The organism is Pseudomonas lini (genome assembly GCF_030812475.1).
Taxonomy (GTDB): Bacteria; Pseudomonadota; Gammaproteobacteria; order Pseudomonadales; family Pseudomonadaceae; genus Aquipseudomonas; species Aquipseudomonas lini_A.
In genome coordinates this window covers 33,653-49,009 of record NZ_JAUSSR010000022.1, presented here as the reverse complement: position 1 = coordinate 49,009, position 15,357 = coordinate 33,653, and the positions used below count along the sequence as shown (strand labels likewise).

Below are 15,357 nucleotides of genomic sequence, written 5' to 3'. Positions count from 1 at the left end.
GGACGGCTTTGGTATTTCTGAAGGCCATGAAATGAAAAGTAAAACAATTCGCCGCTGGTCCTTCGTCCATACCTGGACCAGCCTGATCTGTACCCTGTTCCTGCTGATGCTGGCGCTGACCGGTCTGCCGTTGATCTTCCATCACGAGATTGACCACCTGTTGGGCGATGCTGCCGAGTTGAAGGAAATGCCGGCGGACACCCCGCAGCTGAATCTGCAGCAATTGGTGCAGGCAGCGGAAAAACATCGTCCCGGCGAAGTCATGCAGTACTTCGGCTTCGAAGAAGACGAGCCCAACGCCGCGATCGCGATCATGGCGGCCACCGCCGGTACCGAACCGAATTCGTCGCACACCTTCATGCTCGACGCTCGCACCGGTGAAGCGCTGGAGATGCCGTCGGCCAATGGCGGCTTCATGATGGTGATGCTGCGCCTGCACGTGGACATGTTCGCCGGCCTCCCGGGCAAGTTGCTGCTGGCCTTCATGGGACTGCTGTTCGTGGTCGCGATCGTCTCCGGTACCGTGCTTTATCTGCCGTTCATGCGTCGCTTGAAATTCGCCACCGTGCGCCAGGACAAATCCACCCGCCTGCGCTGGCTCGACCTGCATAACCTGATCGGCGTGGTCACCCTGACCTGGGCCCTAGTGGTCGGCGTGACCGGCGTCATCAGCGCCTGCGCCGACCTGTTGATCGCGGCGTGGCGCAACGACAGCCTCAGCGCCATGGTCGCGCCGTACCGCGACGCACCACCGCTGACGCAGCTGGCGCCAGCGACGCGTTTGCTCGACATCGCCAAAGACGTCGCGCCCGGCATGCAACCGGACTTCATCGCCTTCCCCGGCACCCGGTTTTCCAGCGAGCACCATTACGCGGTGTTCATGAAAGGCAGCACGCACCTGACCTCGCATCTGCTGACGCCGGTGCTGATCGACGCCAGCACCCTGCAAGTCACTGCCGTGGCCGAACGGCCGTGGTACATGGACGCCATGGGCATGTCGCAGCCGCTGCACTTCGGTGATTACGGCGGCATGCCGATGAAAATCCTCTGGGCGACCCTCGATGTGCTGACCATCATCGTCCTCGGCAGCGGGGTTTACCTGTGGGTCGTTCGGCGCAAGGCTGCAAAACCTGTTCTTGAAAACGCGCAGGCTCAAGCATGAAGCCGCGGCAATCGAACTTCTGGAAAGTCTTCGCCACCCCGACCGTCATCGCCCTGCTCAGCGGCGCAGGATTGTTCGCCGCGTTGCTGGGCGATGGCGTATGGGATGCCTTGAGCTGGCTGGGCCTGGGTGTTCCCGCAATCCTCGCCCTGCGCGGGCTGCTGCAATGCGGCTGACGTTATGTGGGTCATCACATCCCCCCTGTAGGAGCCGGCTTGCCGGCGAAGGCGCCCTCAAGCCTGGCACAAGATTCGAAGACGCCTTCGCCGGCAAGCCGGCTCCTACAGAGTTCGGTTCGCGAAAATTACGCGCTATGCTGCCGACACCGCCATTGACCGAGACGCCGCCATGTCCACCCCGAGCATGACCCTCTACCACAACCCCCTATCGCCTTTCGTTCGCAAAGTCATGGTCCTGCTCCACGAAACCGGCCAACAAAACCGCGTGGCCCTGCAAAACTGCGTGCTGACGCCAGTCGACCCGGACCTTGCGCTTATCGACGACAACCCCCTGGGCAAAATCCCGGCCCTGCGCCTGGCCGACGGCAACGTCATCCATGACAGCCGGGTGATCCTCGACTACCTCGATCACCAGCACGTCGGCAACCCGCTGATCCCCCGAGACGGCTCGGCCCGCTGGCGGCGCATGACCCTGGCGTCCATCGCCGACGGGATCATGGACGCCGCCGTACTGACTCGCTACGAAGTGGCCCTGCGCGCCCCGGAGAAACACTGGGCTGAATGGCTGGACGGCCAACGCGACAAGATCCGCCGCGCCCTGGCGCTGCTGGAAAAAGACGCGATCGCCGAGCTGACCAGTCACTTCGATGTAGCAGCAATCAGCGTGGCCTGTGCGTTGGGTTATCTGGACTTGCGCCACCCGGATCTGGAATGGCGTGAGGCAAATCCACAGCTGGCGGGCTGGTATTTCGAGGTGAGCCAGCGGGCTTCGATGCTGGCGACGATGCCGAAGGTTTGACTCCAGCAAGGGCAGATGTACTGATGAGCGTAAACAGCGGGACTGATTTGAACCAAACTAAACTGTCCCGCTTTGTAACTTCAAAAATTGTCCTTTCCTGTAATTATTTTTTGTACTCGCCTCAAATTCCCTGTGGGAGCGAGCTTGCTCGCGATGGCGATATTACTGGCGCCTAATGACTCGGATCAGCCCCAGCGTTCTTCATCCCCAGACAATCAATCGACCGATCAACCATGGCCTTGGCAATCTCCAGCAAATGCCAAACCGAGAACACCATGGCCCGGTCCGCACCTTTGAGGTGATCGCCACACTGATACGCTGTGACCGAAGCGCAGCGCAGCAGGTCCGCGACGTAGAGTTGGGTGTCCTCAAAACTCACGTCTTTGCTGACGTTGTAGAACCGCAGCTCATCGGGTGCCGAAGGCTGTTCTCCGGTGAGGTAGAAATCGATCGCACGATAAAGGGCGGAACGGTCTCTTGGCGGATCGTCGGTGGGTTTGCCTTGGGTGGACGTTTCGGGAGGTGGATCGGGGACTGCCTTTTTCATTGGTAAAACTCCTGAACATGAATGGAGCCAACCGAAATCGCGACTAAACGAATCAAGGTGGCGGCTGCACACAGGTTAGTCGACCGGCCGTCAGGCAAAACCGGCGCACCCGAAGGTGCCCTGCGCACAGCCACCATATATTTCAGGCGATAAAAAACACCTGAGAAGAGGTGACGCTGTGCGCCCGACGGAATCCGGGCGACTAAACCCGATCACTGATAAGCAGTGACGGACGAAGACTAGGCACGGAAATCTGTCGGCGCAAGCGTGCGGAATAATCTAGGAAACGTCCTGCAAAAGGAAGGGATTAGACCTGTAGGAGGCCAGTTTTTCCTGTAGGAAAACTTACTTTTTGAGGATAGAGATTTCCTATGAAGAGGGAGCAGAACTGCGAAATCCTAACAGTTCTGATAGTAGGCAACGCCTGAAAAAGGAATGATGCTGATAGCTCCGTTTTCTGAACCTTGCCCGGAACTCAGCCATGCCTGCCTCTACTCGCGAAACCTTCTTGGGTCGATACCATTACGACCCACTTGATCGCCTGATCGATTGCGCGCTATTCGATCAGGAGACTATTCAGCGCTATTACTGCAAGACACGCCTGTCCACCGAAATACAAGGTGCGGTGCAACGCACTATCGTGCAGCACGATGACTTGCTGTTGGCGCAGCAACAGCGAGAGGGCGACAAGGTCGCAGCCAAGTTGCTGGCCACCGACCCACAACGTTCGGTGTTGAATGCCCTGGACGCGACTCGACCCAATGCCCTTGCCTACTCGCCCTACGGACATCGTCCACGAGAAAATGGCTTGCTAAGCCTGCTCGGCTTCAATGGCGAACGTCTGGACCCGGTGACCGGACATTATCATTTGGGCAATGGGTATCGGCAGTTCAACCCGGTGTTGATGCGGTTTAACAGCCCGGACAGTTGGAGTCCGTTTGGCGAGGGGGGATTAAATGCGTATGCGTATGCGGAGGGAAATCCGGTGCTTGGGACAGATGCAACGGGACACGCTTTCACAAGATTGTTTGGAAAAAACTGGTGGAAAGGGTTTAAAAATCGGATTGGAGTCAGAACGCCTAGCAAATTTGATATCAAAAAGTCGTCATCTAAACACAGCGACACTATAAAATCTCCAATAAGCGTCCAATCGACCTCATCGAAACCACGGCAAGTGAACGCATTGGATGACGCCAAAGAGTTTGACTGGAATGCGTTAAGCCCTGCTGAGATAGAACTGAATTTCAAACAAACCGTTTCCCGTCCTGTAAACACCGAACAGCTGAAACTTCCCTTTTTCCGAGCGAAACTCGATACCCCTGACAAAACGCTGGCCAACCTTGAATCCGCCAGAACTAATACATCCAGAAGACTCGACTCCAATCCCGGTCACGAGAAACGTCTAGTCATGCTGCACTACATCAATAGCGACATTGCCAAACTCAAGAAACAAATGAGTCAGGTTCGCGACCCCAATTCTCCAATAACCATATGACGCTCACAAAAGGACGAAAACGCTCGCTCAACAATCCGGCTTGTCCGCCGTAAAGCGCCGAGCCGGATTCACTGCCGCCCCAAACTCACGCAACGCCTTCGCCCCAATCAGCAATGGATAGTTAAAGCTGCTGCGGTCGGTCAGATTCACCTCAACCGTGCGTTTGACGTTACCCAGGCACAGCTCCAGATCAACCACTGGCCGCTTGGTGGGTGCGACATCTTCGTCATCATCGTCGCCTTCTTCGGAGCGGGTCTTGATCTTGCTGATCCGCGCAACCTTGTGTTCGTAAACCTTGTTGCTCGCGTCCTTGGTGCCGAGGCGGAAGCGCACCCACTCGTCGCCGTCGCGGGTGAAAGTTTCGATGTCCTTGGCCGATAGAGACGCGGTCAGGGCGCCGGTGTCCATTTTGGCCTTGAGCACTTCGCCGCCGATTTCCGGCAGCGCGATGTATTCGTAGCGCCCGTACAGGGTCGGCTCGGCGGCCAGGATTGGCAGGGCCACCAGGGAAAGCAGTGCAAGGAGGGATTTCACGTAACGGGCTTCCTTTAAGTATGGGCAGCGGAATTTTAGACCGCCAGCAAGTCATTCGTTCATTCCTGAGATCGCTTCGCGGGCAAGCCACGCTCCCACAGGGTTTGGTGGTTTCACAAACCTTGGGTACACCGCCATACACTGTGGGAACGTGGCTTGCCCGCGAAGAGGCCAGATCAATCACTCTAGATACCCGAGCCTGCGAGCTGCCTCAGCCTACCCAATCAAAGGTGAAACATTCTTTACCGCCGATTTGGCCTCTCGGCCGAAGCTGCCTATCATGGCGCGCCCAAACGTTTTCAAGAGTGACTTATGCGCCGCCTGCTCACCGGCTGTTTCGTTACCCTTCTGCTATTGCTCAACACCCTGGTCCTGTTCGGGCCGCTGATGGTGTTCGCCCTGCTCAAGCTGGTCCTGCCCGGGCGTCTGCGCGATTACGCTTCATGGACGGTGATGTGGATCGCCGAGACCTGGGCCGAGATCGACAAGCTGATTTTCCGCCTGTGTATCCCCACCCTGTGGGACATTCGCGGTGGTGATGACCTGCGCCGCGACACCTCGTATCTGGTGATCAGCAATCATCAATCCTGGGTCGATATCCCGGCCCTGATCCAGACCCTGAATCGACGCACGCCCTTCTTCAAATTCTTCCTCAAGAAAGAATTGATCTGGGTGCCATTCCTGGGATTGGCCTGGTGGGCGTTGGATTACCCGTTCATGAAACGCTACACCAAAGCATTCCTGGCGAAGAACCCGGAGCTGGCGGGCAAGGATCTGCAGATCACCAAAGCCGCGTGCGAGCTGTTCAAGCGGCAGCCAGTAACGGTGGTCAACTATCTGGAAGGCACCCGGTTCACTGCCACGAAAAGCACCCTGCAGCAATCACCCTTCACCCACCTGCTAAAACCCAAGGCGGGTGGCGTGGCGTTCGTGCTGGCGGCGATGGGCGAACAGCTGGACGCCATTCTCGATGTGACAGTGGTGTATCCGCGGCAGCCAATTCCGGGGTTCTGGGATTTGATCAGCGGCAACGTGCCACGGGTGATCGTCGACATCAAGACCCGCGAACTCGACCCGGCGCTATGGCAGGGTGATTATGAAAATGATCCGGAGTTTCGCCAAACCGTCCAGAACTGGGTCAACCAGCTCTGGATCGAAAAGGACCAGCGCATCGACGCCTTGCGCGCCGAGCGCCGCTGAATCAGCTACCGATGCCGGTGCCGGCGCCCCAGATTCCGCCCAGGCTTTGCAGCAACGAACCGCCGACGCCCTGCTGTCCGAAGTATTGCAGGATGAGCGGGGCAAACTGGGCGATCATGCCAGTGTCCATGCCCAAGGCGCTGAACGCATTGTTCAAGTCGTTGGTGTCCTTGACGGCGCCCAAGGCGTTGTCCAGGCCAGCCATCTTGCCGGACGAGCCGAGCAAACCGGCGAGCGCGCCCAGTTCACCACCACCCGACAGCTTGTCGATGCCCGGTACGCTTTTGGCCAGCTCGGAATAGTCGGTCGAACTCAATTGATTCTTCGCCAGCCCCAGCATCGCACTGGTGCCGCCAACGGCTTGTTGTGGCGTGACGTTCAATTGGCTGAGCGCACTCAGCAGGCCGGCCGTCTCGGAAGTCGGTGCGGCCGCAGCGGCGTTATCGCCTTTCATGCCGGAAATGGCATTGGCTGCATCGTTCAGGCTGAATTGAGCAAAGACCGGGCTGGTGGCCAGGGTCATGAGCGATGCCAGTGCAAAACCGCGTGTAATCTTCATTCAGACATCCTCTTGTGTCATGAAAAACCGTCTGTTTATAGACGGAAAAACTGCCGGTTTGACCGGGTATTCGTCGTCATGTTCCTTGATGCTGCGCCCATTTTCACCCGGTTCAAGTCGGTAATTCGTGAAACCCGGCAAACAACGCGATAAATAGATCTTGGGGGGCGGCTGGAATACTCACAAAGCGCCCTGCCCTATCAGTTCTGCCAGTAGGCAGCATTGGCAAATTGCGTCATTGTTGCCCCTGAATCGAATTTATTTTCAACGGAGCGGCTGCATGCAGAGCAACGAGAAAAATCTGCTTTGCCATTATCAATACGACCCTCTGGATCGGCTTGTCCACTTCACACTGTCAGAGCAGGAAAGTACCCGGCGCTTTTATCAAAAAAATCGCCTCGTCACAGAGATCAGTGGCTCGATACATCGTTCGATTATGCAGCATGAGGAGCAACTACTGGCGCAACAAAATCAGAAGACTGGCGCCGCAGAAACAAGCCTGCTTATCACCGATCAACAGCGGTCGGTGTTGAACACGCTTGATGCGGGCAGGCCTCGATCAATTGTCTACACACCTTACGGACACTCTTCACCGAGTAGCGATCTACTCAGCCTGCTCGGTTTCAACGGCGAACGACGGGAACCGGTGACCAGGCACTATTTGTTGGGCAATGGTTATCGAGCGCTTAACCCGGTATTGATGCGGTTTATCAGTCCGGACAGTTGGAGCCCGTTTGGAAAAGGAGACCTGAATGCTTATTCATATGCGGGGGGCAATCCAATAAAGTACTCTGATCCTACAGGCCATGGTCGATTTGACTTCCTTTCAAATTTTTTTTATAGAACACCGAAACCCACAAAACCGAGTTCATACAACATTTTTCAATATGGTGGTTCCAACCGCCAGGCGACAACACGTTGGAGTGAAAGGCGCGCAACTGAAACCGTTTCCTATCAAAGAATGAATAGACGTCATTCGCTCCCGGAGCGTGAAATGACCTCAGCGAAACCTTATTTCGTGGGTTACCATGGAACCGATGACGCTTCAGCCAACCGCTTGCTGAATGAAGGTGTTAACCCAGCATTTTTCAAAAGCACAAGTTTTGGTCTTGGATTTTATGTCTCTCCAAATTTAGCTGTTGCACAGAAATATGCAGGACTGAGTAGTAATAATCGTGGTCAGGTTGTCGAGGTCTACATAAATAATTTTCCAGGGATGAAGCCGGGCATAGACTATGACTTCAAACACCATGATATAAATCCCTCGCTGACTATGGAGATGGTCATTAAACCCCACCGAATAAGGGCTGCCTCAATCAGAGCGCTCGGCTCTAATTCCAGCCACAAAAAAAGTACCCCCAGGGCGCTGGAAGCTCCTTTTTAAGTTTTATCGTTGCGCATGATCGCCCGCATCAGCTGGCAGTTGTACTTCATCACCGGCGTCTGGCCCGTGTGAAAGCTATGGCATTTAGCGCAGCCTGGGCCGAAACGAATGCTCAGGCTGCCCATTTTCGCGACAGTACCCAGATACTCGAATTTTCCGGTGACGTAGAGGCCAAAAATACCCATTATAAATTTATCCCTTTCTGGCCGGCCCTTGCTGGCCGCTTTCTGAGCACTGATATGTTCAATAGGCTTTCAATTGGTTACAACTACTATCAAAAGTGACAGTAGCACTAAAGACTGTAGCCCGCAAAAATGACCACTCCCAAACAATGGAGTGTCAATCATGCGATCAACCATTACAACCAGTCTGCTCATTACATTAATGACCATCGGAAACGCTTATGCCGCAAGCACTGTCTGCCCGACCGTCAGCGACATAACACAAGTCAAAGATGAACAGGAAGGAGGCTATGAATATTTCGCCCCTGGACCTGATGAACGTGTATGGGTTGGCTCCAACCCCTATGCTGAGGAGCATCACATCGAGACGTTTGAATTCACCGGAGGGCTGTACCGGGATATCAGTTCGGAGGGCAATAAGTTTGTGGTGTCGTGCGACTACGAAGGAGATGAGTTTCTCGCGTTCACGCGCTTGACGCTGTATTCCTTCAATGACTGGAAACCTGCCACCGATACGCTTTGGAAACGCGAAGTGAACAGACAAGCGCTCCTTGCCAACAAGAACGCCCAGCACGTGGAAACCTGTACATCCAATGATCAGGGGAAGTGTGTTTTCGAATACTCTTCGCTGTCGGCTGCGCCATCCAGGAAATAACCTGCATGCATCGCTCTGAAAGAGCGTGACAAACAGGAAAGTAAATCCCGCGACAGCGAAAAAAAAGGGCGATTCAAGATCGCCCTTTTTTTGTACAGCGTTTATGCAGCACTAAACATTTTGTGCGGATCGATCACAAACTTCTTCGGCACACCTGCATCAAACTCGCCATACCCCTGAGGTGCCTGATCCAGGCTGATGACCTGAACGCCCACCACTTCGGCGATGTTGATACGGTCCCACATGATCGCCTGCATCAGCTGACGGTTGTACTTCATCACCGGCGTCTGCCCGGTGTGGAAGCTGTGGGATTTAGCCCAGCCCAGACCGAAACGAATGCTCAGGGCGCCCATTTTCGCGGCGGCGTCCACTGCACCTGGATCTTCAGTCACGTACAAGCCAGGGATACCGATCTTGCCAGCCACCCGGACTACGCCCATCAACGAGTTGAGCACGGTGGCCGGAGCCTCGTGTTTCACGCCGTCATGGCCGTGGCCGCGCGCTTCGAAGCCTACGGCGTCGATGGCGCAGTCCACTTCCGGCTCGCCCAGCAGTGCAGCGATCTGTTCGTGCAGCGGGGTGTCCAGGGACAAGTCGGCGATTTCGAACCCTTGGGCCTTGGCGTGTGCCAGGCGGACGGTGTTGACGTCACCGACGATGACCACGGCCGCGCCCAGCAGGCGAGCGGATGCGGCGGCGGCCAGACCAACGGGGCCGGCGCCCGCGATGTACACGGAGCTGCCCGGGCCAACGCCGGCGGTGACTGCGCCGTGGTAACCGGTAGGCAGGATGTCGGAGAGGCAGGTCAGGTCACGGATTTTTTCCATGGCGCGATCGCGATCCGGCAGTTTCAGCAGGTTGAAGTCGGCGTACGGCACCATGGCGTATTCTGCCTGGCCACCGGTCCAGTCGCCCATGTCGACATAACCATAGGCACCGCCCGGACGCGCCGGGTTAACGCTGAGGCAGACACCAGTGTGCATTTCCTTGCAGGAACGGCAGCGCCCGCAAGCAACGTTGAACGGGACCGAGACCAGGTCGCCGATTTGCAGGTTTTCGACATCGCTGCCCTTCTCGATCACTTCACCAGTGATCTCGTGGCCCAGCACCAGGCCGGTCTGCGCCGTGGTGCGGCCGCGCACCATGTGCTGGTCGGAACCACAGATATTGGTGGAGACCACACGCAAGATGACAGCGTGGTTAATCTTCCTGCCGCGCGGGTCCTGCATTTTTGGATAGTCGATTTTTTGCACCTCGACCTGGCCATTGCCGAGATACACCACACCACGATTGCCAGACATGCTTTCACCTCACTGTTTTTTTTATGTAGCTGTCGCGTCGCCCGGGATCGGCGGCGCGTTGATTGCTCGGGTTGTTGCTTGTGTGTTTTTGTGTTGCCTGGGAGGGCCTCTTCGCGAGCAGGCTCGCTCCCACAGGGTTTTATGTCGTTCACAGATCTCGGGCGCACCACCGCCCACTGTGGGAGCGAGCCTGCTCGCGATGGCAATCTAAAGAACGACGGTGCGATTGGCGTTCAAAAACACGCGCCGCTCAATGTGGTAACCCACGGCTCGCGCCAGGGTCAGTCCTTCGATATCCCGGCCTTTGGCAATCAGGTCTTCGGGATAGTGGCTGTGATCCACCGCCTCCACGCCCTGGGCGATGATCGGGCCTTCGTCCAGGTCGTTATTAATGTAGTGCGCGGTGGCACCGACCAGTTTCACGCCCTTGTTGTAGGCCTGGTGGTAAGGCTTGGCGCCCTTGAAACCCGGCAGCAGGGAGTGGTGAATGTTGATCGCCTTGCCGTCGAGTTTGCGGCACAGCTCTGGCGATAGGACCTGCATGTAACGAGCGAGAATGACCAGCTCGGCGCCGGACTCTTCGATCACTTGCCAGACCTGGCGCTCCTGGGAGGGCTTGTCGTTCGGGTCCAGCGGGAAATGGTAGTAGGGAATCTGGTGCCAGTCCGCCAACGGCTTGAGGTCGGGGTGATTAGACACCACGGCAGCCACGTCCATGGACAACTGGCCGATGCGCTGGCGGTAAAGCAAATCGTTGAGGCAGTGATCGGCCTTGGAGACCATGATCACCACTTTCGGTCGGTAGTTCGGCGCCGTCAATTCGAAGATCATGCCGAAAGCCTGGCCACGCTCTTCAAGGCCGGCGCGGAAGGCCAGTTCGTCGAAGCCATCGGGCTGGCGAAATTCCACGCGAATGAAGAAACGGCCCGAGAGCCGGTCATCGAAGGAGTGGTGTTCGGTGACGTAGCAGCCCTGCTCGAACAGAAAGCGGGTCACCGCGTCCACAGTGCCGAGGACGCTGGGGCAATCGGCGGTCAGAATCCATGTGTCTGGGGCGCGGCTCATAGTGACTCCTAAGACATCTGTAGAAGAGGCTGCCTTCTGTGGGAGCGAGCTTGCTCGCGATGGACGTCAACGATTACGCGTGCTTTCTGGTTTAACACGTCGTCCTCAAGTCCATCGCGAGCAAGCTCGCTCCCACAGGTGATCGCAGTCATCACGGGTTGTAATCAGGCCTGGACGCTAAGCCCGAATTCAGCGGACGCATCCTGCAACCACAACCACCAGTAATCCGAGAAGCTGCGACGGATCAGCAGTTCCCAGGTGTCTTCGGCAGTGTGGCGGATCATCAATTGCGATTTGGCAAACACTGTGCCCACCGCCTTGCCTACGGGGAAACTGTTGGGGTGCACGTCGTAGCTGGTGGATTTCATCAGCACCTGGCGCACATTCGGGCCGCTCAGTTCGAGAAGCTGCTGGCCGCCGCTGACGTTGACGATGGCGATATGCAGGTCGCCCAGCGCTTTACGCAGTTTTTGCTCGGCGGCGAATTCTTCGCCGGTCGGAACGATCAGCAACCACTCATCCGGCCCCATCCATTGCAGGCTGGTTTCGCCTTTGACGATGACGCTCAGCGCGCCTGGCAATTCGATGCCCAAGGCTTTGTGCACGCCAGCGGCGAACGCTGCATCGTGGCCATCACCACGAATGGTCAGGTGGCCGAGGAGTTTTTTCTCGCGCACGATCACGCCGGCGCTTTTACGGCCCTTGCCCACCAGGCTGGCGAGGTCGGCATGATGCAGCGACGACTCGGCCTTTGCCCCGGTGGTTGGGCGTTGTTGGTACACATTGGCTGCGGTCATAAAGCACCTGTTCCTGAATTCTGTTGATGGTGTGGTTGCTGAGCCTGTAGGAGCCGGCTTGCTGGCGATCCAGACGACTCGGTGTCCGGACTGACGCCTTCGCTGGCAAGCCAGCTCCTACAGGGGTAACCGCACCCGGCAATCACACGTTCTGGCGATCGCCTTTCGGATCGAAGAACACCGAAGAAACGATTTCCGCCTCGATCACGCTGCCGTCGGCCAGCGGTGCGAACACGCGCTCACCCATGCGCTTCAAGCCGCCCTTGACCACACCCATGGCAAACGAATAGCCGAGGGAGTTGTGCAGGTAACTGGAAGTCACGTGACCAACCATGGTCATCGGGATGGTTTGCTTGGTGTTGAACACCAGTTGCGCACCTTCCGGCAGCCACTTGGTCGGATCGATCGGCTTCAGACCGACCAGCTGTTTGCGTTGATCACGCACGCAGTCTTCGCGGTTCATGCCACGCCAGCCGATCCACGAGAACGGTTTGGTGCGACCCACACACCAGCCCATGTTCAGGTCGTCCGGGGTCATCGAACTGTCAGTGTCCTGACCGACGATGATGAAGCCCTTCTCGGCCCGCAGCACGTGCATGGTTTCGGTGCCATATGGCGTCAGGTTGTACTTCTTGCCAGCATCGACGATTTTCTCGAGCACGCCCATGGCGTAGTCGGCCTGCACGTTGACTTCGTACGACAGCTCACCGGTAAACGAAATCCGGAATACCCGCGCCGGCACACCACCGACCAGACCTTCTTTCCAGGTCATGAACGGGAAGGCTTCGTTACTGATATCGATGTCGGTGACTTCGGCCAGCAGCTTGCGGCTGTTCGGCCCGGACAGGGTCATGGTTGCCCAGTGGTCCGTCACGGACGTGAAGTACACCTTCAGGTCTGGCCATTCGGTCTGGTGGTAGATTTCCAGCCATTGCAGCACGCGCGCAGCGCCGCCGGTGGTGGTGGTCATCACGAAATGGTTGTCGGCCAGGCATGCAGTCACGCCGTCGTCGAACACCATGCCGTCTTCTTTGCACATCAGGCCGTAGCGCGCCTTGCCCACGTCGAGCTTGGTCCAGGCGTTGGTGTAGATGCGATTGAGGAACTCACGGGAGTCCGGGCCCTGGATGTCGATCTTGCCCAGGGTCGAAGCGTCCAGCAGGCCGACGCTGTCGCGCACGGCTTTGCATTCGCGTTTCACGGCAGTGTGCAGGTCTTCGCCGTTTTTCGGGAAGTACCATGGACGTTTCCACTGACCGACGTCTTCGAACTCGGCGCCATTCTTCACGTGCCAGTGATGCAGCGCGGTGAAGCGAACCGGCTCGAAGATGTGCCCACAGTGACGACCGGCCACGGCGCCGAAGGTCACCGGCGTGTAGTTCGGACGGAACATGGTGGTGCCCATCTGCGGGATGGTCACGTTCAGCGAGCGGGCGGCGATGGCCAGGCCGTTGACGTTACCCAGCTTGCCCTGGTCAGTGCCGAAGCCCAGTGCGGTGTAGCGTTTGACGTGCTCGACCGATTCGAAGCCTTCGCGGGTTGCCAGTTCGATGCCGCCGGCGGTGACGTCGTTCTGGAAGTCGACGAATTGCTTCGGCGCTCGTGCAGAGTTCTTTTCATGCGGCACCTGGAACAGCGCCAGCGTCGGTTCTTCGACACGGCTCAGGGCTTTGGGCAAGGTGCCTGCGACGCCACTGAAACCGGCTTCGCTGGCCGCGCGGGCGCCACCTTCGAAACCATCGGCCAGGGAATCGCCGAGACCGTAGACACCGTTGATGCCACCGACACACACGCGTTTCTGCGGTGCTTCACCCGGCACGAAACCGAGGATATCGTCGCGCCAGATCGGCTTGCCGCCCAAGTGCGAGGCCAGGTGAACCACCGGGCTGTAACCGCCGGAGCTGGCGATCAGGTCGCAGTCGAGCCACTCACCGGGGCTGGTGACGGCGTGCGCCTTGACATCGATCGCGGCAACGCGAGCAGCGGTCACGCGCTTGCTGCCGCGGGCTTCGATCACGGCGCTGCCGGTCAGGATGCGGATGCCTTTGGCGCGAGCTTCTTCAACCAGTGCACCGCGCGGATTGCTGCGGGCGTCGGCGATGGCCACCACTTGCAGGCTGGCGTCGAGCCAATCCAGGGCAACGCGGTATGCGTGGTCGTTGTTGGTCGACAGCACCAGTTTTTTGCCAGGTGCCACGCCGTAACGGCGCACGTAAGTCGACACCGCGCCGGCGAGCATGTTGCCCGGCACGTCGTTGTTGCCATAGACCAGTGGACGCTCGTGAGCGCCGGTCGCCAGCACAACACGCTTGGCGCGAACCCGGTGGATGCGTTGACGCACCTGGCCAATCGGTGCGCGGTCGCCGAGGTGATCGGTCAGGCGCTCGTGAATGGTCAGGAAGTTGTGGTCGTGGTAACCATTGACCGTGGCGCGCGGCAACAGCACCACGTCCGGGGTATTTTTCAGTTCGGCGATGACGCTGGCGACCCATTCCACGGCAGGCTTGCCGTCGAGGCTTTCGCGAGAATCGAGCAGACTGCCGCCGAACTCTTCCTGCTCATCGGCAAGAATCACGCGGGCACCGCTGCGGGCAGCGGCCAGTGCAGCGGCCAGACCAGCAGGGCCAGCGCCGACGATCAGTACGTCGCAGTGCTGGTTCATGTAGTCGTAGGTGTCCGGATCGTTCTCGGTCGGCGAGCGACCCAGGCCTGCGGCCTTACGGATGTACTTCTCGTAAGTCATCCAGAACGATTGCGGGTACATGAAGGTTTTGTAGTAGAAACCCGGTGGCATCAGCTTGCCGCCGACCTTGCCGAGAATCCCCATCATGTCGTTGTTGACGCTTGGCCAGCCGTTGGTGCTGGTGGCGACCAGGCCTTGATACAGCGCCTGTTGCGTGGCGCGCACGTTCGGAATCTGGGTGGCTTCGGTGGCGCCGATCTGCAGCACCGCGTTCGGCTCTTCGGCACCGGCGGCGAAGATGCCGCGCGGACGCGAATACTTGAAGCTGCGACCGATGATGTCCACACCGTTGGCGATCAGGGCAGCGGCCAGGGAGTCGCCTTCAAAACCTTTGTAGCTCTGGCCGTTGAAGGTGAAGCTCAACACTTTGTTGCGGTCGATCCGTCCGCCGTTGGACAGGCGATTGATCTGGCTCATACCTTCTCTCCCAGAGCCGTGGCGGCCGCTTTCGGGCTGTCGGTCTTGTCGGTAAATTGTGGCTTGGTGCCGATCTTGTAGGTTTCGAGAATCTCGTAGGTCACGGTGTCACGGGTGGCGTTGAAGTACTGACGGCAACCGGCGACGTGATCCCACAGCTCGTGGTGCAGGCCGCGAGGGTTATCGCGGAAGAACATGTAGTCGCCCCACTCCTCGTCGGTGCAGCTGTTCGGATCCAGCGGGCGCGGGATGTGCGCCTGGCCGGATGCGTGGAATTCCTCTTCGGAGCGCAGTTCGCCACAGTGAGGACAGAAGATATGCAACATAGGGATTTCTCC

The 15,357-nt window shown here is 57.9% G+C and carries 15 protein-coding genes and 1 pseudogene; 7 read left to right on the top strand and 9 right to left on the bottom strand.

What is annotated here, in order from left to right:
* The first annotated feature begins 31 nt into the window (after positions 1-31).
* The 3 genes from J2W17_RS29650 to J2W17_RS29640 all read left to right on the top strand — a co-directional run bounded on the left by J2W17_RS29650 (position 32) and on the right by J2W17_RS29640 (position 2,140).
* The gene (locus J2W17_RS29650) at positions 32-1,162 is read left to right on the top strand and encodes a PepSY-associated TM helix domain-containing protein (RefSeq protein WP_307343393.1); all 1,131 of its coding nucleotides are present in this window, start codon (positions 32-34) and stop codon (positions 1,160-1,162) included.
* A complete protein-coding gene (locus J2W17_RS29645) occupies positions 1,159-1,338 on the top strand; it encodes a hypothetical protein (RefSeq protein ID WP_307343391.1) in 180 nt (59 codons plus the stop codon). The genes J2W17_RS29650 and J2W17_RS29645 overlap by 4 nt, the downstream gene beginning before the upstream one ends.
* A gap of 172 nt (positions 1,339-1,510) precedes the next feature.
* Complete coding sequence (locus J2W17_RS29640) at positions 1,511-2,140, top strand: glutathione S-transferase (protein WP_307343387.1); 630 nt, start codon at positions 1,511-1,513, stop codon at positions 2,138-2,140.
* Positions 2,141-2,312: 172 nt separating this feature from the next.
* Here J2W17_RS29640 and J2W17_RS29635 read toward each other — a convergent pair whose 3' ends face one another.
* The gene (locus J2W17_RS29635; RefSeq protein WP_307343385.1) at positions 2,313-2,687 is read right to left on the bottom strand and encodes a DUF6124 family protein; all 375 of its coding nucleotides are present in this window, start codon (positions 2,685-2,687) and stop codon (positions 2,313-2,315) included.
* Positions 2,688-3,168: 481 nt separating this feature from the next.
* On the opposite strand from J2W17_RS29635, the gene J2W17_RS29630 reads away from it, so the two are divergent.
* Positions 3,169-4,182: an RHS repeat-associated core domain-containing protein gene (locus J2W17_RS29630; protein WP_307343382.1), complete on the top strand. Its 1,014-nt coding sequence runs from the start codon at positions 3,169-3,171 to the stop codon at positions 4,180-4,182.
* Between the two features lie 27 nt (positions 4,183-4,209).
* Here J2W17_RS29630 and rloA2 read toward each other — a convergent pair whose 3' ends face one another.
* The gene (rloA2, locus tag J2W17_RS29625) at positions 4,210-4,716 is read right to left on the bottom strand and encodes a retropepsin-like aspartic peptidase RloA2 (protein ID WP_064680154.1); all 507 of its coding nucleotides are present in this window, start codon (positions 4,714-4,716) and stop codon (positions 4,210-4,212) included.
* Positions 4,717-5,028: 312 nt separating this feature from the next.
* Here rloA2 and J2W17_RS29620 point away from each other — a divergent pair, with 312 nt between their 5' ends.
* On the top strand, positions 5,029-5,916 hold the full coding sequence (locus J2W17_RS29620; protein ID WP_307343377.1) for an acyltransferase: 888 nt from the start codon (positions 5,029-5,031) through the stop codon (positions 5,914-5,916).
* Between the two features lies 1 nt (position 5,917).
* On the opposite strand, the gene J2W17_RS29615 is transcribed toward J2W17_RS29620, so the two are convergent.
* Complete coding sequence (locus tag J2W17_RS29615; RefSeq protein WP_307343374.1) at positions 5,918-6,475, bottom strand: DUF2780 domain-containing protein; 558 nt, start codon at positions 6,473-6,475, stop codon at positions 5,918-5,920.
* Positions 6,476-6,755: 280 nt separating this feature from the next.
* Between J2W17_RS29615 and J2W17_RS29610 the strand changes: the two genes are divergently transcribed.
* Positions 6,756-7,859 (top strand): RHS repeat-associated core domain-containing protein, encoded by a 1,104-nt coding sequence (locus J2W17_RS29610; protein ID WP_307343371.1) that lies wholly within the window; start codon positions 6,756-6,758, stop codon positions 7,857-7,859.
* 14 nt (positions 7,860-7,873) lie between these two features.
* Here the strand turns inward: J2W17_RS29610 and J2W17_RS29605 are convergent.
* Positions 7,874-8,044 (bottom strand): annotated as a pseudogene (locus J2W17_RS29605) (formaldehyde dehydrogenase, glutathione-independent); the annotation flags it as partial.
* A 160-nt stretch (positions 8,045-8,204) separates the two neighbouring features.
* On the opposite strand from J2W17_RS29605, the gene J2W17_RS29600 reads away from it, so the two are divergent.
* Complete coding sequence (locus J2W17_RS29600) at positions 8,205-8,696, top strand: hypothetical protein (RefSeq protein WP_307343368.1); 492 nt, start codon at positions 8,205-8,207, stop codon at positions 8,694-8,696.
* Between the two features lie 101 nt (positions 8,697-8,797).
* Here J2W17_RS29600 and fdhA read toward each other — a convergent pair whose 3' ends face one another.
* From fdhA to J2W17_RS29575, 5 genes are all read right to left on the bottom strand, one after another.
* The gene (gene fdhA, locus J2W17_RS29595) at positions 8,798-9,997 is read right to left on the bottom strand and encodes a formaldehyde dehydrogenase, glutathione-independent (RefSeq protein WP_307343365.1); all 1,200 of its coding nucleotides are present in this window, start codon (positions 9,995-9,997) and stop codon (positions 8,798-8,800) included.
* A 207-nt stretch (positions 9,998-10,204) separates the two neighbouring features.
* Positions 10,205-11,062, bottom strand: a complete 858-nt coding sequence (gene purU, locus J2W17_RS29590; protein ID WP_307343361.1) for a formyltetrahydrofolate deformylase — start codon at positions 11,060-11,062, stop codon at positions 10,205-10,207.
* 164 nt (positions 11,063-11,226) lie between these two features.
* Complete coding sequence (locus tag J2W17_RS29585; RefSeq protein WP_307343359.1) at positions 11,227-11,859, bottom strand: sarcosine oxidase subunit gamma; 633 nt, start codon at positions 11,857-11,859, stop codon at positions 11,227-11,229.
* Positions 11,860-12,001: 142 nt separating this feature from the next.
* Positions 12,002-15,019: a sarcosine oxidase subunit alpha gene (locus J2W17_RS29580; protein ID WP_307343355.1), complete on the bottom strand. Its 3,018-nt coding sequence runs from the start codon at positions 15,017-15,019 to the stop codon at positions 12,002-12,004.
* Positions 15,016-15,345: a sarcosine oxidase subunit delta gene (locus J2W17_RS29575; RefSeq protein ID WP_046818244.1), complete on the bottom strand. Its 330-nt coding sequence runs from the start codon at positions 15,343-15,345 to the stop codon at positions 15,016-15,018. Before J2W17_RS29575 ends, J2W17_RS29580 begins: the two co-directional genes overlap by 4 nt.
* Between the last annotated feature and the right edge of the window lie 12 nt (positions 15,346-15,357).

Coding starts and splice junctions, on each gene's coding strand:
- fdhA (WP_307343365.1), bottom strand. CDS start 9,997: ATGTCTGGCAATCGTGGTGTGGTGTATCTCGGCAATGGCCAGGTCGAG.
- J2W17_RS29645 (WP_307343391.1), top strand. CDS start 1,159: ATGAAGCCGCGGCAATCGAACTTCTGGAAAGTCTTCGCCACCCCGACC.
- J2W17_RS29630 (WP_307343382.1), top strand. CDS start 3,169: ATGCCTGCCTCTACTCGCGAAACCTTCTTGGGTCGATACCATTACGAC.
- J2W17_RS29580 (WP_307343355.1), bottom strand. CDS start 15,019: ATGAGCCAGATCAATCGCCTGTCCAACGGCGGACGGATCGACCGCAAC.
- J2W17_RS29620 (WP_307343377.1), top strand. CDS start 5,029: ATGCGCCGCCTGCTCACCGGCTGTTTCGTTACCCTTCTGCTATTGCTC.
- J2W17_RS29600 (WP_307343368.1), top strand. CDS start 8,205: ATGCGATCAACCATTACAACCAGTCTGCTCATTACATTAATGACCATC.
- J2W17_RS29610 (WP_307343371.1), top strand. CDS start 6,756: ATGCAGAGCAACGAGAAAAATCTGCTTTGCCATTATCAATACGACCCT.
- J2W17_RS29615 (WP_307343374.1), bottom strand. CDS start 6,475: ATGAAGATTACACGCGGTTTTGCACTGGCATCGCTCATGACCCTGGCC.
- purU (WP_307343361.1), bottom strand. CDS start 11,062: ATGAGCCGCGCCCCAGACACATGGATTCTGACCGCCGATTGCCCCAGC.
- J2W17_RS29635 (WP_307343385.1), bottom strand. CDS start 2,687: ATGAAAAAGGCAGTCCCCGATCCACCTCCCGAAACGTCCACCCAAGGC.
- J2W17_RS29575 (WP_046818244.1), bottom strand. CDS start 15,345: ATGTTGCATATCTTCTGTCCTCACTGTGGCGAACTGCGCTCCGAAGAG.
- J2W17_RS29640 (WP_307343387.1), top strand. CDS start 1,511: ATGTCCACCCCGAGCATGACCCTCTACCACAACCCCCTATCGCCTTTC.
- J2W17_RS29650 (WP_307343393.1), top strand. CDS start 32: ATGAAAAGTAAAACAATTCGCCGCTGGTCCTTCGTCCATACCTGGACC.
- J2W17_RS29585 (WP_307343359.1), bottom strand. CDS start 11,859: ATGACCGCAGCCAATGTGTACCAACAACGCCCAACCACCGGGGCAAAG.